Source organism: Gemella haemolysans, assembly GCF_901873445.1.
GTDB lineage: Bacteria > Bacillota > Bacilli > Staphylococcales > Gemellaceae > Gemella > Gemella haemolysans_C.
Genome location: NZ_CABFLN010000016.1, coordinates 80,528 through 97,925, shown reverse-complemented (window position 1 = coordinate 97,925; position 17,398 = coordinate 80,528). Strand labels below are relative to the sequence as shown.

Genomic DNA, 17,398 nt, shown 5'->3' with positions numbered 1-17,398 from the left:
AAGTTTGATGATAAATATTTTAAATTTTCAAAAAAGAATATATAATATATTGAAAATTCGATGCTGCTAATGTAAAATAGAGCTAATATAGGAGGTGATATTCGATGAATATTTTCTTGAAAAATAAACTCTATAGGTTATTCACTATTTCATCGGCATTTGGGAATGCTGGTAGAACGCTATTTGATATTGCATTTATTATTTATGCGACGAGTTTACCGAATCCAGAATTAGCCGTGAGTATAGTTTCGATAGCTACGACATTGCCTTATATTATCTCATTTATCTTAGGATATTTTGCAGATCAGACAAAAGATAAGTACAACAGAACACTATCTACCAGATTTTATCAGTTTTTATTATTTTCGTTATTTGCTTTGGTGTGCATTTACGGAGTACAATGGTGGATTTTTATTGTATTAGTATTTGTAAATGTAGTTGCAGATATTCTAGGCGGATATAATGGTTATTTATCAATGTCGATTAATACTAGATTAGTACGTAAAGAACAACTAAGTGAAGCATTAGCATTTATTAGTTCTATAAACAATACAATCTCGCTTGGTGGAAAGGCTGTTGGAGTATTTGTTTTAGGGCTTTTAAGTTACAATTACTCATACTTTGGTATGTTAAATGCAGCACTATTCTTGATAGCATTTTTAATACTGGCAAAATATAAAAATGCGATGAAAGCAGAGATTGGCAGTTTTAAAATTAATAATAAAGAGAAGGTAAGTACTAAAAGATTTTTAAAAGATACTATTGAAAACTTTAAAATACTCCGTGAGATAAAGAAAATATATAATTTTGTTATACTATTTCTAGGGATGAATTTTTACTCATCTTCGATGTTCGCTTTACTTCTAGTAATTTTAGTAAAAAATGAGAGTTTATTATTTGGGAATGTAGCCTATACTATTACTTTATTAGAAATAGTGGAGGTAGTTAGTACAATTATCGGAGGAGTCTACCAAATTAGTTACTATAAAAATATGAGTTTGAGAAATAATGCTATATTAGAAATAATTTTATTCATTATGTATTTAGGAAATCTATTGATGCTCCAAAATAAATTTATACTTATTATTTTAACTGTAATAATAGGTTATTTTGCAGGAATATCGAATCCAAAACTAGATGCATTGATTTTACAATCAGTTCCTGAGGAAAAACAAACATCAATATATAGTATTTTTAGTACTGTTATTACTATTTCTGTTCCAATAGGAACAACAGTAATATTATTTTTCGCTAACGCTATTAGTGCATCATTTGCATTATATAGTTTATTACTATTATTAATTATAGTTTTGATGTATTCATTTAAAGTTAAACAATAAAAAAACAATCCCCTTAGATTTTGTCTAAGGGGATGCTTCTATTCATTACTTCATGGATGAAAAGAAGTATGAGTTTAATGTTCTGTGATTATGAATGAATAGCTTATTGATTTTCTACGAATTTTTTCTCATCAAATCCGAACCAAGCTGCTTCCATGATACCTTCCATATCTTTGATTAGAGCTAATCTTGGGTTGGCTGGAGTACATTGGTCTTCGTAAGCATCCATTGCTAAAGTAGGTAGAGCTGCTTTGAATGCTTCGTAGTCAACACCATGATCTCTGAAGCACATTGGAGTTCCTACACGTTTACCAAGTTCGAATACTGCTTGAGCATAAGAATCAACTGCTTGTTCAGGAGTATCAGCTTTTAGTCCTAGCATACGAGCGATGTCTTGGAATCTTTCATCAGCTTGATAGTGTTCGTATTTAGGCCATAGAGATACTTTACCTGGACGAGTACCATTGTATTTGATTACGTATGGTAATAATGTTGCGTTAGTTTCACCGTGGATAGTGTGGAATTTACCACCGATTTTGTGGGCCATTGAGTGAGAAATTCCTAAGAATGCATTTGCGAAAGCCATACCAGCTAGGCAAGAAGCGTTGTGCATTTTTTCTCTAGCGTCTTTATCGAATTCTTTAACAGATTTTTCTAAGTTTTCGAATACAAGTTTGATTGCACGAAGTGCTAATCCATCAGTATAATCGTTAGCAAGGATAGAAGTATAAGCTTCAGTTGCGTGAGTTAATACGTCCATACCTGTTGCAGCTGTTGGTCTAGCTGGTACTGTTTGAACTAGTACTGGGTCAACGATTGCTACGTGTGGAGTGATAGCATAGTCAGCTAACGGATATTTTTTATCATTTTCTTTGTCAGAGATTACTGCAAATGGTGTAACTTCACTACCTGTACCAGAAGTTGTTGGAACAGCGATGAATTTAGCTTTTTGTCCTAAGTGAGGGAATTTTACAGTACGTTTTCTGATATCTGCGAATTTTTGAACAAGTTCTTTGAAGTCTGCATCTGGTCTTTCGTAGAATAACCACATGATTTTAGCTGCGTCCATTGGAGAACCACCACCTAGTGCTACGATAGTGTTAGGTTCGAAAGTATTCATGATTTCTAATCCACGTCTTACAGTTGTGATATCAGGGTTAGGTTCTACTCCAGCGAATACTTCGTATTGAACTTTATTTTTACGACGGTTTAATTGATCGATGATGCGTCCTGCGAAACCAAGTTTAACCATTGATTCGTCAGTTACGATCATTACTCTTTCTAAACCCTCCATTTCACTTAAGTATTTGATAGCATTTGGTTCGAAGTAAACTTTTGGAGGTAATTTGAACCATTGCATGTTGTTGTTTCTACGTCCGATTAATTTGATGTTTAGTAAGTTAACAGCATTTACGTTACCAGATACTGAGTTGCGTCCATAGCTACCACATCCAAGAGTTAGAGATGGGATAAATGCGTTGTAAACATCCCCGATTCCTCCGAATGTAGAAGGTGAGTTCCAAACTACACGACAAGCACGAACTACTTTACCAAATTCTTCAGCAACTTCTTCGTTTTGAGTGTGGATTGCTGCAGTGTGTCCTAGACCGTTGAATTCAACCATTTGTCTAGCTTTTTCAATACCATCTTTTGTGCTACTAGATTTTAATACAGCTAATACTGGAGATAGTTTTTCACGAGTAAGTGGTTCTTTAACACCAACTTCACTACATTCAGCAGCTAAGATTACTGTTCCTTTAGGAACCTCGAATCCAGCTAATTTAGCGATTTCTGTAGCTGGTTTACCAACGATTACAGAGTTTAATTTAGCTCCGGCACAGTTTTCAGAGTTTGCTTCAACACCGAATAATAAGTTTTCTAATTTAGCTTTTTCTTCTTTAGTTACGAAGTGTACTCTGTGAGATTTCATAAGTTTAACGAATTCATCGTATAATTCTTTATCAACGATCGCAGCTTGTTCACTGGCACAAATCATACCATTGTCGAATGCTTTACTTAATACGATGTCGTTAACAGCTTGTTTAAGTTTAGCTTCTTTGTGTACATAAGCAGGTACGTTACCAGCACCAACACCTAGAGCCGGTTTACCGCAAGAGTAAGCTGCGCGAACCATTGCGTTACCACCAGTAGCAAGGATTGTAGCTACACCATCGTGGTTCATTAAAGCGTGTGTTCCTTCCATAGATGGTTTTTCGATGAATTGGATACAGTTTTCAGGAGCCCCTGCTTTAACTGCTGCATCACGAACGATACGAGCAGCTTGTTTAGAACATTCATTTGCAGATGGGTGGAAACTGAAAATTATTGGGTTACGAGTTTTTAAACAGATTAGAGATTTGAATACTGTTGTTGATGTTGGGTTAGTTGTTGGTACAACACCACAAACAACACCAACTGGTTCAGCTATTGCTGTAAGTCCATCAACGTCATCTTTGTCGATTACTCCAACAGTTTTAAGATCGCGCATGTAGTTTACAATGTATTCACATGCATAAAGATTTTTAATCGCTTTGTCTTCAACAACACCACGACCAGTTTCTTCAACTGCTGCAACAGCTAGCGGTCCGTGTGCTTCAAGAGCTGCAACTGCTGCTGCCTGAACTATTGCATCAATTTTCTCTTGATCTTCGATCTTTTTGAATTCATCTAAAGCAACTAATGCTTTTGATACTAACGTATTTACTTCTTCAACTGGATCTACAGTTTGTAATTTTTCTTTAGACATGATTTTTACTCCTTTTAATTCAGGGATTTATAACAGAAATAATGAGAATATCTGTAAAGTATAATAGTGGATAATCATCATTTAATTTTTGTTATAAACACCTCTTATTTGTTTACATCTATATTTTACACCTATAATTAATCGTTGTAAATATCTGTTATATAACTAAAAACCTAGATAAAATATATATTTTTATATAAAATTTGAATGTACAAATTAATGATTTGCGCATTTTTGAATTCAATAATATATTTCTGTTATATAAATCAATAACTTTTATAATAGTTGTTTTCAATATTATTTTATATTATAGAAAATAATTGATATACAACAGATTATAGAGAGTATTATTGTTTTGGATAGTTAAATATAATATTAAAAATAAAGTTCCTAGCATTGATAATAGCTATCGATTAAAGAATAGTGGCTTTGTGTATTATAATAGAAGAAAAAGAATAACAAGTACATTTATCGTAGTCTAACTTAAGAAGTAATTAAGTTGGAGAGGAAGCTAGAATGTAATTTTCTCAGTAAATATTTAATTATGAATTATATTTATGATTTACTTATATTTACTAACGATGATTAAATTAAAAAATATTTAAAAAATACATAGTTATTAGTTGATTTTTATTTTTAGAATTGATATAATAACCGTTAGAGTAATTTTATTACTCCTTACTCTCTAGTAAACTAGGGAGTCGCAAAGACCAAAAGGAGGTAACACACACATGAGAAAATATGAAGTAATGTTTGCTGTTCAACCACGTATCGATGAAGAAGCTAAAAAAGCTGTGGTTGATAGATTCGTAAATATTCTTTCAGAAGGTGCAGAAGCAGTAGAAGTTAAAGATTTAGGTAAAAAACGCCTAGCTTATGAAATCGAAGACTTCAGTGATGCTTACTACTATGTAGTAGAATTAACTTCAGAAACAGATGCGTCTACAAAAGAATTCGATCGTTTAGCAAAAATTAGCGATGACATCATCCGTCATATGGTAGTAAGATTAGAAAAATAAGGGGTGAAATACTATGGTAAATCGTGTAGTATTAGTAGGTAGATTAACTAAAGATCCAGAATTGAGATATTCTAGTTCGAATATTCCAATGCTTTATTTCTCAGTAGCTGTAAACAGAACATTCACTGACCAAAATGGTCAAAGACAAGCAGACTTTATTAACTGCGTAGCTTTTAGAAAGCAAGCAGAAAATATGGCTCGTTTCTTAGGGCGTGGAAGTCAAGTTTCAGTTGAAGGTAGAATACAGACTAGAAATTATCAAGGTAAAGATGGAAACACAGTTTATGTTACTGAAGTAGTAGCAGAAAGTGTTCAATTCCTTGAATCTAAAAACAGCTCACATAGTAGACAAAACAATGGTTTTGATTCTATGAGTTTTAATCAACCTCAATCACAACCAGCCTATAATAATAACAATAATCAAAATTATTATAACAATACTAATCAAAACTTTGGACAAGCTAATTCAGCTATGCAAGATTTTATTAATGATAGTTCATCATTCTCTGATTTTGGGGAAAACTTCCCAAGTAATCTAGATGATGACTTCATGCAGGATGTAGTAAATCCGTTTAAAGAAGACTAAAATTACATAGGAGGACATGCACAATGGCAGTAAATAACAATCGTCGTAACAACATGCGTCGTCGTAAAAAAGTATGTTATTTCACTAAAAATAACGTAGAATTTATCGACTACAAAGATGTAGAATTACTTAAAAAATTCATCTCTGAACGTGGAAAAATCTTACCCCGTCGTGTAACAGGTACTTCAGCTAAGTACCAAAGAATGTTAACTACAGCAATTAAAAGAGCTAGACACATGGCACTTTTACCATACGTAGTAGACGAAAAATAAGAATAAGAGTGAAAAAGATGAGCTTAGGCTTGTCTTTTTTTTGTGCTTTGATATAATAATAGTGAAATATAGTAAAAAATATCGATTGTGATAGGGGGAATAGGGATGGAATTAAAAAGATTAGATGAAACCAAAGTATTAAAGGATCCTGTTCATAGTTATATACATATTCATTATGAGGTAATTTGGAATTGTCTTGATAGTAAAGAGTTCCAAAGATTGCGTCGTATTAGACAATTAGGTGGAGATTTTCAAGTTTATCCAACAGCCGAACATTCAAGATTTTCTCACTCGTTAGGGGTATATGAAATTGTAAGAAGGATGGTAACCGAGGTTAAGACGCTCTGCGCTGAGTTAACTGAATATGAAAAAGTGTGCGTGATGCTTGCTAGCTTATTACATGATGTTGGACACGGTCCGTTTTCTCATGCTTTTGAACATGTAACTAATCATAGTCATGAGGAATATACAGCAAAAATAATATTGGGGGACACTGAACTTAATTCTATTTTGCGAGCAGTATCTAAAAAAATGCCTGAAGATATAGTTTCTATTATTCAACATACTCATGAAAATGATATATTGAATCAGATTGTTTCTGGGCAACTCGATGCTGATAGAATGGATTATTTACTACGTGATTCTTACTTTACAGCTACGAGTTATGGACAATTTGACTTAGAAAGAATATTGCGTACGATGCGTGTTAGAAAAACAAGTGAAGGTAGGAAGGTAATTGTAGTTAAACATACAGGTATTCATAGTGTAGAAGATTATATTATGGCAAGGTACCAAATGTACTGGCAAGTTTACTATCACCCTGTAGCTAGAAGTTATGAAGCAGTGTTTATTCAATTATTTAATAGATTGAAAGATATTTTTAAAGATAATAAAGATTATTTTGAAGATATGAAAGTGCTAATTCCATTTTTAGAAAAAGTAGAGGTTAGTGAAGAAGAGTATTTCAGATTAGATGAGAATTCGTTATTATACTGTTGTGCTCTTATCCAAGATAAAGATGATGTAATAGCTGCAGATTTAGCGAAAAGATTGCAAAATAGAAAACTTTTCGAGTATGTGGATTATAACGAAGAGAATTTAGCTCAAATACAAAATATGCTACGTGATAATGGGTACGATGAGCAATATTATTTAAGGATAGAGAATATAGAAGCGAGTGTCTATAGTCCGTATAAAGGTAGAAAAATTTTAATTGAGAAATTAGATGGACAGATAGTAGCTCTTGAAAAAGCTAGTACTATCGTTGAATCTATAACAAAAGGTCAGACTAAAAAAGAGGGGACTATATTTTTCCCGAGATAAAATAAAATTTTAAGGTAATATGGAAGTGTTTGGAAAGAGATATAATCTCTGTTGATTAACTTCTATGTTGCCTTATTTTTTTATAAGGTTTAAAGATAAGGATTTTAAATTTTTAATTTAATTATCAGAAAATAAAATATTTTTAACTTACTATTGATTTTAGTTTTCGGAAATGTTATAATCATAATTACATTATAAAAAACAAAAATAAATTAACAACAAAGGAGAGATGTAAAATGTTTGAATTAGCAAATGTAGCGAGACCAGGGGTAAGTGAATATATTTCAGGAAGTGGGGCATTGTCTGCACTTGATAATAGATTAGAAGGATTTAAAACTCCTTTGATTGTTACTGGAGAAAAATCTTACGCGGCGTTTACGAAATTTTATAAAGGAAATAGAGAATTTAGAGTAGCAAAATATGATGGATCAGCATCTTTTGAAGATATGCAACGTATTGCAGATGAATTTGGAGAAGGTGTTGACGTAGTTCTTGGAGTAGGTGGAGGTCGTGTTATCGACACTGCGAAAGGTGTAGCGCAAAACTTAAACGTTGAGTACATGACAGTACCGACAGTAATCGCAACTTGTGCACCTTATGCACCTGTAGCTGCGGTTTATCACCCAGACCACACATTTAGAGAAGTTGCATACTTTAAACGTACTGCATATGCTTGTGTGGCAGACTTAGATTTATTATTAGAATCACCAAAAGAATACTTCGTAGCAGGTATCGGTGATACTTTAGCAAAATGGTATGAAGCAGTAGTTTTAGTTGAGAGAAACAATAAATTTAACGATCCTTTTGTAAGAATGGGATTAGAAGCAGCTAAAATCACTCGTGATGCACTTTTACGTGATGCTAATGGTGCATTAGAAGCTATGGAAAAAGGTGAAGTAACAGAAAGTTTCAAAAATGCTGTAGACACAGTATTCGCAATCTCAGGATGTGTTGGATGCTTCGGTGTTCACTATGGACGTATGGCGGGAGCACACGCAGTTCATAATGGTATGAGTTTAGTTAAAGAAACACACTCTGTGTTACACGGTACAAAAGTATCATACGGTATCTTAGTTCAATTACTTGCTGAAGGTAAGAGAGAAGAAGTTGAGAAACTTGTTCCATTCTATAAAGACAATAACTTAGCTTACAACTTAGCTTGTGTTAATGTAACTGAAGATGTAGAAGAAAAAATGAAGAAAATTGCAGAATTTGCAGCTAGTGAAAAAGAAACATTTAAACTTGCAGTTGATGTTTGTACACCAGAAGTTGTATTTAATGCGATGAAAGAATTAGAAGAATTAACAAAATAATAGTATGATAAAAGACCTCGGATGTTCTATTCTGAGGTCTTAATTTTTGTGTTTTATAAGTTGTTTTTTAATACTGGAACTAATATCGCGTTGCTAATGTTTTGTGCGGTATCGTCTTGAAGTAGATAATTAACGATTTCGTAACCGAATAGGATTGCGACAGCTGGTCCTTGTGCAGTAATTACATTTTTATCAACGATTACTGCTTTTTCGTTATTGTATATTTTACAGTTAATTTCTTTATCGAATCCTGGATAAGAAGTTGCTTCTTTATCTTCAAGTATTCCTGCTTTACTTAGTACAATAGGTGCAGCACAGATGGCTGCAACAAGTTTTCCAGCGTTATACATGCCTTGGTAGAATGTGATTATTTTGTCGTTATCACGAAGTAGTGTACTTCCGGGCATTCCACCAGGAATTACTATAGCATCATAGTCAAGGATATTGTCGATATCGTTAATTTTTTTATCTACTATTATTTTTACATTATGTGAGCTTGTTATGTAATCTTCGTTGTTGGCAGAAATTAAATCAACATGAATATTTGCACGACGTAATATATCTAGAGGTGCGATAAATTCTAGCTCCTCACTTCCATTTTCAACGAATAAAGCAACTTTTTTAGTCATAAAAAATCCTCCTAATGGGTATTGTGTGTAGTTATAGAAAAGGTATTTTGTAAGTTTATATTTTCTCTTCTTACTATTTTTTGTGTAGCTTGCGATACCTCTATATCTTTTGTTGTACAAAAGGATATTCTAGTTAAGAAATAAGCCTGTAGTCTTATTTCTTCGCAGTAAAACACTATTGTATTTTACTTTAGCTACTATAAAATAGTAAGGGAAATAATAAAAACTAATTGGATACAATAAGAGTACAGAAAAATACATAGAAGAGAGTATTTCTTCTATAACATATATCATTTCTTATTAGTTTTATTTTATTGTATTTGCAAAGAAAAATCAACCACCTACGGAAGATGGTTGATTAAGTTTAAACTCATTGTTAATTATTTAGAAATTTCTAGAACTCCGTATCCAGTGTCACGGCGTTTGTATACTACTGAAATTTCGTTTGTATTGCTGTCTAAGAATGCGAAGAAATCGTGTCCTAGAAGTTCCATTTGGAATACAGCTTCTTCTCTTGTCATTGGTTCTACTTTAAGTTGTTTAACTTTACCGAAATCTAATGCAGTTTCTTCAGCCTCTTCTAACTCGTTAGTAAGAAGATTTTCTTCAACAAATCCTTTTTCGCGTCCTTTTCTATTAATTTTAGTTTTGTGTTTTCTCATTTGACGTTCAAGTTTGTCTACAACTAAATCAACAGCTGCGTATAGGTCTTCGTTAGTTTCTTCTGCACGTAGTGTTACACCTTTAAGTGGCACAGTGATTTCAATTTTTTTCTTATTATTTTTGTATACTTTAGCATTAGCATAAACGTTTGCTTCTAAACTGTCAGCAAAGTATTTTTCTAATTTAGAAACTTTGTTTTCAACATACTCTCTAATTGCTTGAGTAATCTCTAAATTTTCTCCTCGTACTTGATATCTTAACATTTTAAAGCACTCCTTTCATAAAGTAGCCTAGCTACTTTATAGGGGTTTCCCCCTCTTTTTATAGTTTTATTATACCACTTTTTGATAACGTTAGCAATATAGTTTGCATAAAAATGTTGCTTTTATAAAATGTACTTTTATTTTGCTTTATAAATATATTTTTGTTAAAATAAAATTAAATACAGTTAGTATAAAGTTGCAAAGAAGTCTAGAATCTTAAAATGTTAACTAAATGAGTAAAAATAATCTGAAAATTTAATAAATATTTACAGCTAAGGTGGGGAGAAAAAATGTTTTTTAGGGAGTACTGTGAATTTATTGAAGCGCTTTATATAATTTATTATTCAAAAATGAATGATTATGAGAAAGATATAAATTATAGAAAAATTAAAAAGAGTTATGATAATTTTGGAAAAAGAAATGATGATTTTGAAAAAATTTATGATGAGATAATTACAGGGGCAGTCTATACTATGAAAGAAAGTGATTTAACTTTTTTAAGGAAGTACAATGGGCTGCTTTTGTCTATTTCTAGATTACTCAATTTGAAAATTAAATTACACTATTTAGATAATTGTACCTTTGTTAAGAAGTTGTATTCAGTGGAGTTGGTCGATGATAAATATCATTGCTTACAATGCGACAACAGAGATCAAAATCTATTTTTTAGTTTTGAGAATAATAGTTTGAAGACAACGTATTGTAAGAGATGTATCGCTTTTGGAAGAAGTGATGATAATTTTGTAAAATTTCATATTAATATTCCAGTATCAAAAATTGAGGCACCTAAACGACCAAGTGTAAAACTGAGCGATGTTCAGGAGATAGCTAGTAAAAGATTGGTAGAGAATACTAGAAAAGCTCTAAATACACTAGTTTGGGCTGTTTGTGGTGCTGGAAAGACAGAAATAGTTTATGAGGTAATTTATCAAGCGATTTTAGAAAGTAAAACTATTTGTTTAGCTATTCCAAGGAGAGATGTAGTTAAGGAATTATCTGAGAGGTTTTATCGTGATTTTAGTGGCTACCCTATAAGTGTATTACATGGCGAGGAGAAGGTATTAGAAGAATCTAATTTTTATATAATGACTACTCATCAGCTTGTGAAGTACTACAATTATTTTGATATAGTGATAATTGATGAGGTAGATGCTTTTCCGTATTCTGGTGATGAATGTTTAGAAAATGGAGTAAAAACGAGTTTGAAAAATAATGGTGTGCTTATGTTTTTATCAGCTACGCCTTCAAATAAAATTAAAGATAGTGTTGATGAAATTATCAAAATACCTATAAGGTATCATAGATATTTGTTGCCTGTTCCGAAAATTAAAATTGAAAAGAGCGATGTGTTTGACTTTACAAAGAAATCAAAATTTATAGAAAAATTTATAAAAGAAAGATTAACTAGAGATAGGCGAATTTTGATATTTGTTCCTGAAATAGGTATGTGCGAAACAGCAGTACTTTATCTGAAGAATAGTTTTTCAGATGATATTATTATAGATTTTGTATATAGTGAAGATGAAAATAGGAGTGAAAAGATTAGGGCGTATTATGATAGGAAAATAGATATTCTTGTAACTACTACTATATTAGAACGCGGTGTGACTTTCGATTATCTAGATGTGATAATTTTTGATGCAAAACATATAAATTTCACAAAGTCAGCATTAATCCAAATTTCTGGGAGGGTAGGAAGAAAAGATTACGATAATAGTGGGGATATAGTATTTTTATCGGATAAAATTAGTGGGGAGATGAAAGCGGCGATTAAAGAGATTGAATACATGAATAATTTAGCGAAATATAGGAAGTTAAATAGGAGATAGATTATGAATTGTAGTTTTTGCGGAGATAAAATTACCGATAAATTAGGTTTTGATACACTTTTCAAAACAAAGGAGAAATTTCTATTGTGTGCCGAATGTAAGGAACATCTTGATATTAATGTTTTAGAAGTAGGAGAATACACTCTTTATTATTTTTCTGATTATGAATTTGTAAAAGATGATATTTATTCGATAAAATATTTTGGAGATATAGCATGTGCGCTGAAGTTTAAAAATTTGTTTAAACAATTTCTATCTTTGAATACTTTTGAACTTATAACCATTGTGCCTGTTAACGAGATTCGGGAGATTATAAGAGGATTTGATCATATCGAACAGCTATGTAGGATGTGTGATATTAATATTGAGAAGATACTAGGCTGTGAGTATAGAGAAAAACAGGCAAAGCTCCATAAAGAGAGGGTAGAGAATAAATATTATATGCTGCCTAATGGACAAAATTTGGAAAATGTTAGAAGTATATTAATAATAGATGATATATTCACAAGTGGTAATACTTTACTGGGTTGTGTCAAAACTATAAAAGAAGTTTATCCAGAAACAAATATAAGTTTCTTAACATTAGCGAAAGTAAACTAAGGGGAATTTGGTAAGTAAATTTTAGAAAGAATTTAAAGCGAGGGTCGTCTTTTTGGAAGAAAGTAAACTAACGCTTAATTTAAGTATTTTTTACTTAACAACTTAGTTTTTTGTGGTATAATGTTAAAGTTGAATTAAAATGTTATTTTTGAAAAGGTTAAGTTCAACATTTTATAAAATGATTACTCAAATTATATAGTTAGGAGATGGTTAAAACAAAAATTTTATTTTCACTTATTATGATCGTATTAATTTTAATTCTTGTAATTTTCTTATCGAAAAAATTTGAATTAAATAAAGATCAAATTATTATATTTTGGATATTAGTTTTATTTTGGTCGGCGATAAGTATTATTAGAGCTTATAGGAAGCTATACGCTATAACACCGATTGATCAAGGTGGACTTTCATTAACCCCGGTACTTTCTGCTCAGATTGCTGCAGGTTATGGTCTTATGAGTTTAATTGTAAGGTTACCTATGTTTTTAGCGAGTGATATATTTAAGCGAAGAAAAATATTTGTACAAATCTCGTTATTCTTGTTAATTATAACATCGTTTTTAGTTGCATTTAACGGTAGTTACATGACTTTATACCTATCTTCATTATCTTTAGGTATAAGTGCAACAATGCTTGCTTTATTTAATGTTATTTTCTCGGAAACATTTTCGAAAGATAAGGCAGCTGTATCAGTATCTATATTATCTGTAGCACCGCTGTTAGCTGAATTTATCGCAGCCCCAATCCAATATGTCTTCACTATGAATACATATAAACACTTTGATTATATGTGGATAGTATCAGGTGTTATTGCAGTAGTAACGTTCATATTATCGTTTATGATGAAAGATTATCGTCCAATCGATAGTGATTTTTCATTTGATAAAGTAAAAGTAGTAATTAAGCATAAGAGTTTTATTTATATCTGTTTATTAGCATTGTTACTTTCATTTATTAAATTCTCAACAAGTGGGGCAAACATGATTGCTTATGGTAAAACTGAGCTAAATATGACGCCGCTTATGCTTGCTTATATGGATGCTGTTTTTGCGGTACCTCAGCTTATTGCAGGCGTTCTTGTGGGAGTGTATTTCACTAGAAAATGGGGTATTCAAAAAACATTATTATTCTTATTAGGGTGTTCGTTAGCGTTCTACATAGTAGCGTTGTATGTAAATAATCCGTATGTTATTTATTTCAGTTATATACTTAACGGATTAGGGTATGGAGGTGCGTATAATGCACTTATTTCACTTGCTATGCAATATTTTGATAGAGAGTATCGTAATGTAAGTATGGGAATATATCAAGCATTCTTTGCGCTAGGAATCTATTACGGAGATTATGTTTATGTTTGGATTGCTAAACATGTTAAAAATGGATTATTTGGCTTCACGCAAAGTAAAGCGATATTTTTAATAGTAATAGGAATAACTCTAGTAAGTATGCTTATGGTTAAGATTAAAGTTAGAGACAAATAATAAAAAAAGTTGATTCACGAGTTTGTGAATCAACTTTTTTGTTTTGAATTTATTATCCGATTAGGTCGGCTCTTATCCAACCATTACTTCCTCCGTATGAAACATAAGCCCAAGCTTCACCATCTGAGTTTACTTCGATATAATGTTGGTAAACAGAACGTCCAACTGGGATAGCAGTAATGATACTACTTGAGTCGTTAGAAGAACTTCTTAAGTTAACCCCAGCTGATGGTCTAACATAAACTGTACGTTCATCACTACGACGACTTCCAGAACTTGAAGAGCTTGAAGATCTAGAAGAACTTTCTTTAACAATAATAGTTTCTTTTTCTTTAGCTTTTTCGTTTAATCCATTAACAGTGAATGTACGTTTGAATTCTCCTGTTGTTTTTAGTTTTAACTTATTAACTGTATTTTTATTTAATGAAATAGTTACTTCTACTTTGTCACCATTTTTCAAGTTGCTTTGTTTATCGAATGAGATGTCTGGGTTTGATAATAAGTTTGAGATTTCCGCATTTGAATTTGAGTTAGCAACTTCAGGAACTTTTTTAATGTCAACTTCAGGTTTTCCTTCACCTTCAGCACCATATGTTACGAAGTTTACTTCATATGTAGCTAAGTCGATAACATTTTCTTTTTTCAAGAATTTATTATAACCGAAGTATAATCCTACAACTAGTACTACAAAAGTGATGATAGCTGTTAATACAACTGGAATAATACTTTTCTTTTTTTCTTTAGGTTCTTCCATATACATAGGAGGAACGTTATAGTTTTGTTGTTGGTTGTTATAATCTTGAGGTTGTTCAAAGTTTTGATACTGTGTATTTTGATACTGAGTGTTTTGATATTGTTGTTCGTAGCCTTGATTACTATATTGATTATTATATTGATTATTATATTGAGTATTATCTATATTTGAATCATAATTATAGTTAGGATCAAAATTTTGATTATTGAAGTTTTGGTTGTTTGGATCTTGACTATTTCTATTCATTTAATTCTCCTTTGTTAATAATATTTTAGTTAGCGTAATCTCCACCTGGAGCATTTAAATATTCTTCAAGTGAAATATTTTTTTCATGAATTGTTTTAGCGACATCTTCTCCTACATAACGGATGTGCCAACTTTCTTCCATATAACCAGTTTTATTTACGAATTCTGGTTTATATCTGACAATATATCCGTATTTATGTGCGTTATTTGCTAGCCATTCAGCAGCTTTTTTACTGGCTTCGTTAGTTCCGTCTGACCCTAGTAGTTGACCTTGATTGTCGATTAAGTCAAAAACTAAACCTGTTTGGTGTTCGCTGTACCCAGGGCGAGCTGAGAATCTGTCTGCTTCTTGTTTTCCATGAGCTGCAACATAATTATTGTAAAGACCAGCCTGAGTATCGTAGGCTCTGAAACCTGATACTTGGTTAGAAACATTAAGACCTAATGCTTGAGCATCAGCAATAAGTTTATTGACTTTTTGTCGAGCTGTAGGATTTTCTCCAGGATTATAGTTAGCAGGTAGTGGATGTTTTTTGTTAGCTAAAATAATACCGTTAATAACTGTAGGTTCAGTAACTGTTTCTGGTGTCTTCCCTAAAGTTGATGATTCATTTTCACCGTTTTTATTTTTATCGTTTTCTTTATTAGTAGAAGTTTTAGAATCCTGTTTTTGATTAGATGAATTAGGAGTTGTTGCTTTATCATCTTTAGTTAAATAATAAAATCCACCTAAAGCAACAGTTAAAACTACTAAAGTAACTGTAACGATAGTAATAATATATTTTTTCATAAAAAAATACCTCTTTCTTTAAGTATAATAACTGCATTCAATTCATAATATTAATGCAAAAAATATAAATACAAAATTAAATGTATCTCTTACTTAAATATGATAAGTTGAATAGTGGTTTTTGTCAATTATAAACGGTGTTTAAATATAAAATTTATAAAAAATATGAGACAAAAAGAATGCGATAGATGTTTAATTATATTTATATGAAATTTTTCGTTTTTATAAAAAATTTATAGTGACAGTACACGGAGGTTATCTTGAAAATGAAAATAGAAATGCTGTAAGGTTATGAGATAGAGTATTTTTGATTTAAAATGTTTAGAAAAGTAGTAGACTGAAATATGAATTACTTCTGGGTGAACAGGATAATACCATATGTATAAATTGAATACGCATAGGGCTAATGTTTTCCTAGGCAGCAATTCTAATGTTTTTATTTTTCTTTAAAAAAACTCTGAAATTTGGTATAATAATAAAGATACCTATATAGTTTAATTACTTATGAGGGGTATTATAAAAATAAAAAAGGAGTGTTAATTTGGATAATAACATTTCAGATCTTTTGAGTAAAGAAATTGAGAAATTAATGGCAAATAAATTTTTCTTTAGAATGCCTAGCAATTTAAAAATATTGGCATATTCAGCTAGTTATTTAGTGTTGATATTATTAGGTGCACTATTGAATATTGAGATTATTGCGGCATTCCTTTCTGTGTTCCCACTTACATATGTGCTTGGGGCGAGAGGATTGAAATCATTTCTGCCATTGATAATTTCTGGAGGAATTATGTTGTCGGTATTAGCTTCTCCAGTTATGATGTTTTGGTTTGGAATTCATATGGTAGTAGCATATATAATATACAAAACGATATATTTACGTGCCTCTAAATTATTCCTGGTAGTAGCTGTAACAGCGATACTATTTATAGCTATAGCTATATATGTATTTTTATCTATAAAATTTGGTCATATAACTATTGATAGTAAACAAATTTTAGAATTTATTAATAACTATGTTAATTCTATGGTAGAGATGAATCAGAGTGTTGATAAGAATTTAGTTCTAGAGAGTTTTTCGAATATGCAAAAAACATTTCCAGTAACATTATTTATAATGTTATTTGTATATAGTTTATGTTTAGTACAATATACACTTTCTTTATTAGCTAGAGAATATGTCATTATTCCTGCTTTTCCGAAATTTAGCCGTATAATGTTAAGTCCGAGAAGTGGTTATATATACATAGGTGTTTCTTTGGTGACTTTGCTAATGGAAATGCAATCAACTGGTAATACGTATAGTTTTTGGAATATTTTATTACAAAATATATCGGGGGTATTAGCATTAGCATTTATATTAAATGGTTTATTCACTGCGTTTTTCTTTATTGAACAAAGAACAAAGAATAAATCTACGATTACGAAACCTATCGTGTTCATGTTAATGTTAGTTTTCAGTCCTATCTTTGAATTACTTGGATTTGTTGATAGTATATTTAAGTTAAGAGAAGGATATATCATTATGAAGAGGGGGAGATAAG

15 protein-coding genes are annotated in these 17,398 nt (G+C 31.3%); 10 read left to right on the top strand and 5 right to left on the bottom strand.

The annotated features are described in order from the left end of the window. The first annotated feature begins 104 nt into the window (after positions 1 to 104). Complete coding sequence (locus JX287_RS02525) at positions 105 to 1,340, top strand: MFS transporter (RefSeq protein ID WP_204641641.1); 1,236 nt, start codon at positions 105 to 107, stop codon at positions 1,338 to 1,340. A gap of 103 nt (positions 1,341 to 1,443) precedes the next feature. Here JX287_RS02525 and adhE read toward each other — a convergent pair whose 3' ends face one another. After that, positions 1,444 to 4,086 carry a bifunctional acetaldehyde-CoA/alcohol dehydrogenase gene (gene adhE / locus JX287_RS02520; protein ID WP_204641640.1) on the bottom strand — a complete coding sequence of 881 codons (2,643 nt, stop codon included), beginning with the start codon at positions 4,084 to 4,086 and terminating at the stop codon, positions 1,444 to 1,446. A 731-nt stretch (positions 4,087 to 4,817) separates the two neighbouring features. Here adhE and rpsF point away from each other — a divergent pair. From rpsF to JX287_RS02495, 5 genes are all read left to right on the top strand, one after another. Then, positions 4,818 to 5,105 carry a 30S ribosomal protein S6 gene (rpsF, locus tag JX287_RS02515; protein ID WP_027129919.1) on the top strand — a complete coding sequence of 96 codons (288 nt, stop codon included), beginning with the start codon at positions 4,818 to 4,820 and terminating at the stop codon, positions 5,103 to 5,105. A gap of 13 nt (positions 5,106 to 5,118) precedes the next feature. Beyond that, positions 5,119 to 5,691 carry a single-stranded DNA-binding protein gene (locus tag JX287_RS02510; protein ID WP_204641639.1) on the top strand — a complete coding sequence of 191 codons (573 nt, stop codon included), beginning with the start codon at positions 5,119 to 5,121 and terminating at the stop codon, positions 5,689 to 5,691. A 23-nt stretch (positions 5,692 to 5,714) separates the two neighbouring features. Next, positions 5,715 to 5,963 carry a 30S ribosomal protein S18 gene (gene rpsR, locus JX287_RS02505; RefSeq protein ID WP_003148047.1) on the top strand — a complete coding sequence of 83 codons (249 nt, stop codon included), beginning with the start codon at positions 5,715 to 5,717 and terminating at the stop codon, positions 5,961 to 5,963. A gap of 105 nt (positions 5,964 to 6,068) precedes the next feature. Then, the gene (locus tag JX287_RS02500; RefSeq protein WP_204641638.1) at positions 6,069 to 7,286 is read left to right on the top strand and encodes an HD domain-containing protein; all 1,218 of its coding nucleotides are present in this window, start codon (positions 6,069 to 6,071) and stop codon (positions 7,284 to 7,286) included. Positions 7,287 to 7,522: 236 nt separating this feature from the next. Next, positions 7,523 to 8,599, top strand: a complete 1,077-nt coding sequence (locus JX287_RS02495; RefSeq protein WP_204641637.1) for an iron-containing alcohol dehydrogenase family protein — start codon at positions 7,523 to 7,525, stop codon at positions 8,597 to 8,599. Positions 8,600 to 8,652: 53 nt separating this feature from the next. On the opposite strand, the gene JX287_RS02490 is transcribed toward JX287_RS02495, so the two are convergent. After that, positions 8,653 to 9,228 carry a DJ-1 family glyoxalase III gene (locus JX287_RS02490; protein ID WP_204641636.1) on the bottom strand — a complete coding sequence of 192 codons (576 nt, stop codon included), beginning with the start codon at positions 9,226 to 9,228 and terminating at the stop codon, positions 8,653 to 8,655. A 380-nt stretch (positions 9,229 to 9,608) separates the two neighbouring features. After that, positions 9,609 to 10,154, bottom strand: a complete 546-nt coding sequence (hpf, locus tag JX287_RS02485) for a ribosome hibernation-promoting factor, HPF/YfiA family (RefSeq protein ID WP_048802184.1) — start codon at positions 10,152 to 10,154, stop codon at positions 9,609 to 9,611. A gap of 290 nt (positions 10,155 to 10,444) precedes the next feature. Between hpf and JX287_RS02480 the strand changes: the two genes are divergently transcribed. The 3 genes from JX287_RS02480 to JX287_RS02470 all read left to right on the top strand — a co-directional run bounded on the left by JX287_RS02480 (position 10,445) and on the right by JX287_RS02470 (position 14,064). Next, complete coding sequence (locus JX287_RS02480) at positions 10,445 to 11,983, top strand: DEAD/DEAH box helicase family protein (protein ID WP_204641635.1); 1,539 nt, start codon at positions 10,445 to 10,447, stop codon at positions 11,981 to 11,983. Positions 11,984 to 11,986: 3 nt separating this feature from the next. Beyond that, positions 11,987 to 12,583 (top strand): ComF family protein, encoded by a 597-nt coding sequence (locus JX287_RS02475; protein ID WP_204641634.1) that lies wholly within the window; start codon positions 11,987 to 11,989, stop codon positions 12,581 to 12,583. Positions 12,584 to 12,822: 239 nt separating this feature from the next. Continuing rightward, positions 12,823 to 14,064 carry an MFS transporter gene (locus JX287_RS02470; RefSeq protein WP_239650314.1) on the top strand — a complete coding sequence of 414 codons (1,242 nt, stop codon included), beginning with the start codon at positions 12,823 to 12,825 and terminating at the stop codon, positions 14,062 to 14,064. A 52-nt stretch (positions 14,065 to 14,116) separates the two neighbouring features. On the opposite strand, the gene JX287_RS02465 is transcribed toward JX287_RS02470, so the two are convergent. Together JX287_RS02465 and JX287_RS02460 are read right to left on the bottom strand one after the other, a co-directional pair. After that, on the bottom strand, positions 14,117 to 15,064 hold the full coding sequence (locus JX287_RS02465; protein WP_204641632.1) for a hypothetical protein: 948 nt from the start codon (positions 15,062 to 15,064) through the stop codon (positions 14,117 to 14,119). 25 nt (positions 15,065 to 15,089) lie between these two features. Continuing rightward, the gene (locus JX287_RS02460) at positions 15,090 to 15,854 is read right to left on the bottom strand and encodes a M15 family metallopeptidase (RefSeq protein ID WP_204641631.1); all 765 of its coding nucleotides are present in this window, start codon (positions 15,852 to 15,854) and stop codon (positions 15,090 to 15,092) included. A 541-nt stretch (positions 15,855 to 16,395) separates the two neighbouring features. Here JX287_RS02460 and JX287_RS02455 point away from each other — a divergent pair. After that, positions 16,396 to 17,397 (top strand): DUF2232 domain-containing protein, encoded by a 1,002-nt coding sequence (locus tag JX287_RS02455; RefSeq protein WP_204641630.1) that lies wholly within the window; start codon positions 16,396 to 16,398, stop codon positions 17,395 to 17,397. Position 17,398 lies beyond the last annotated feature (1 nt).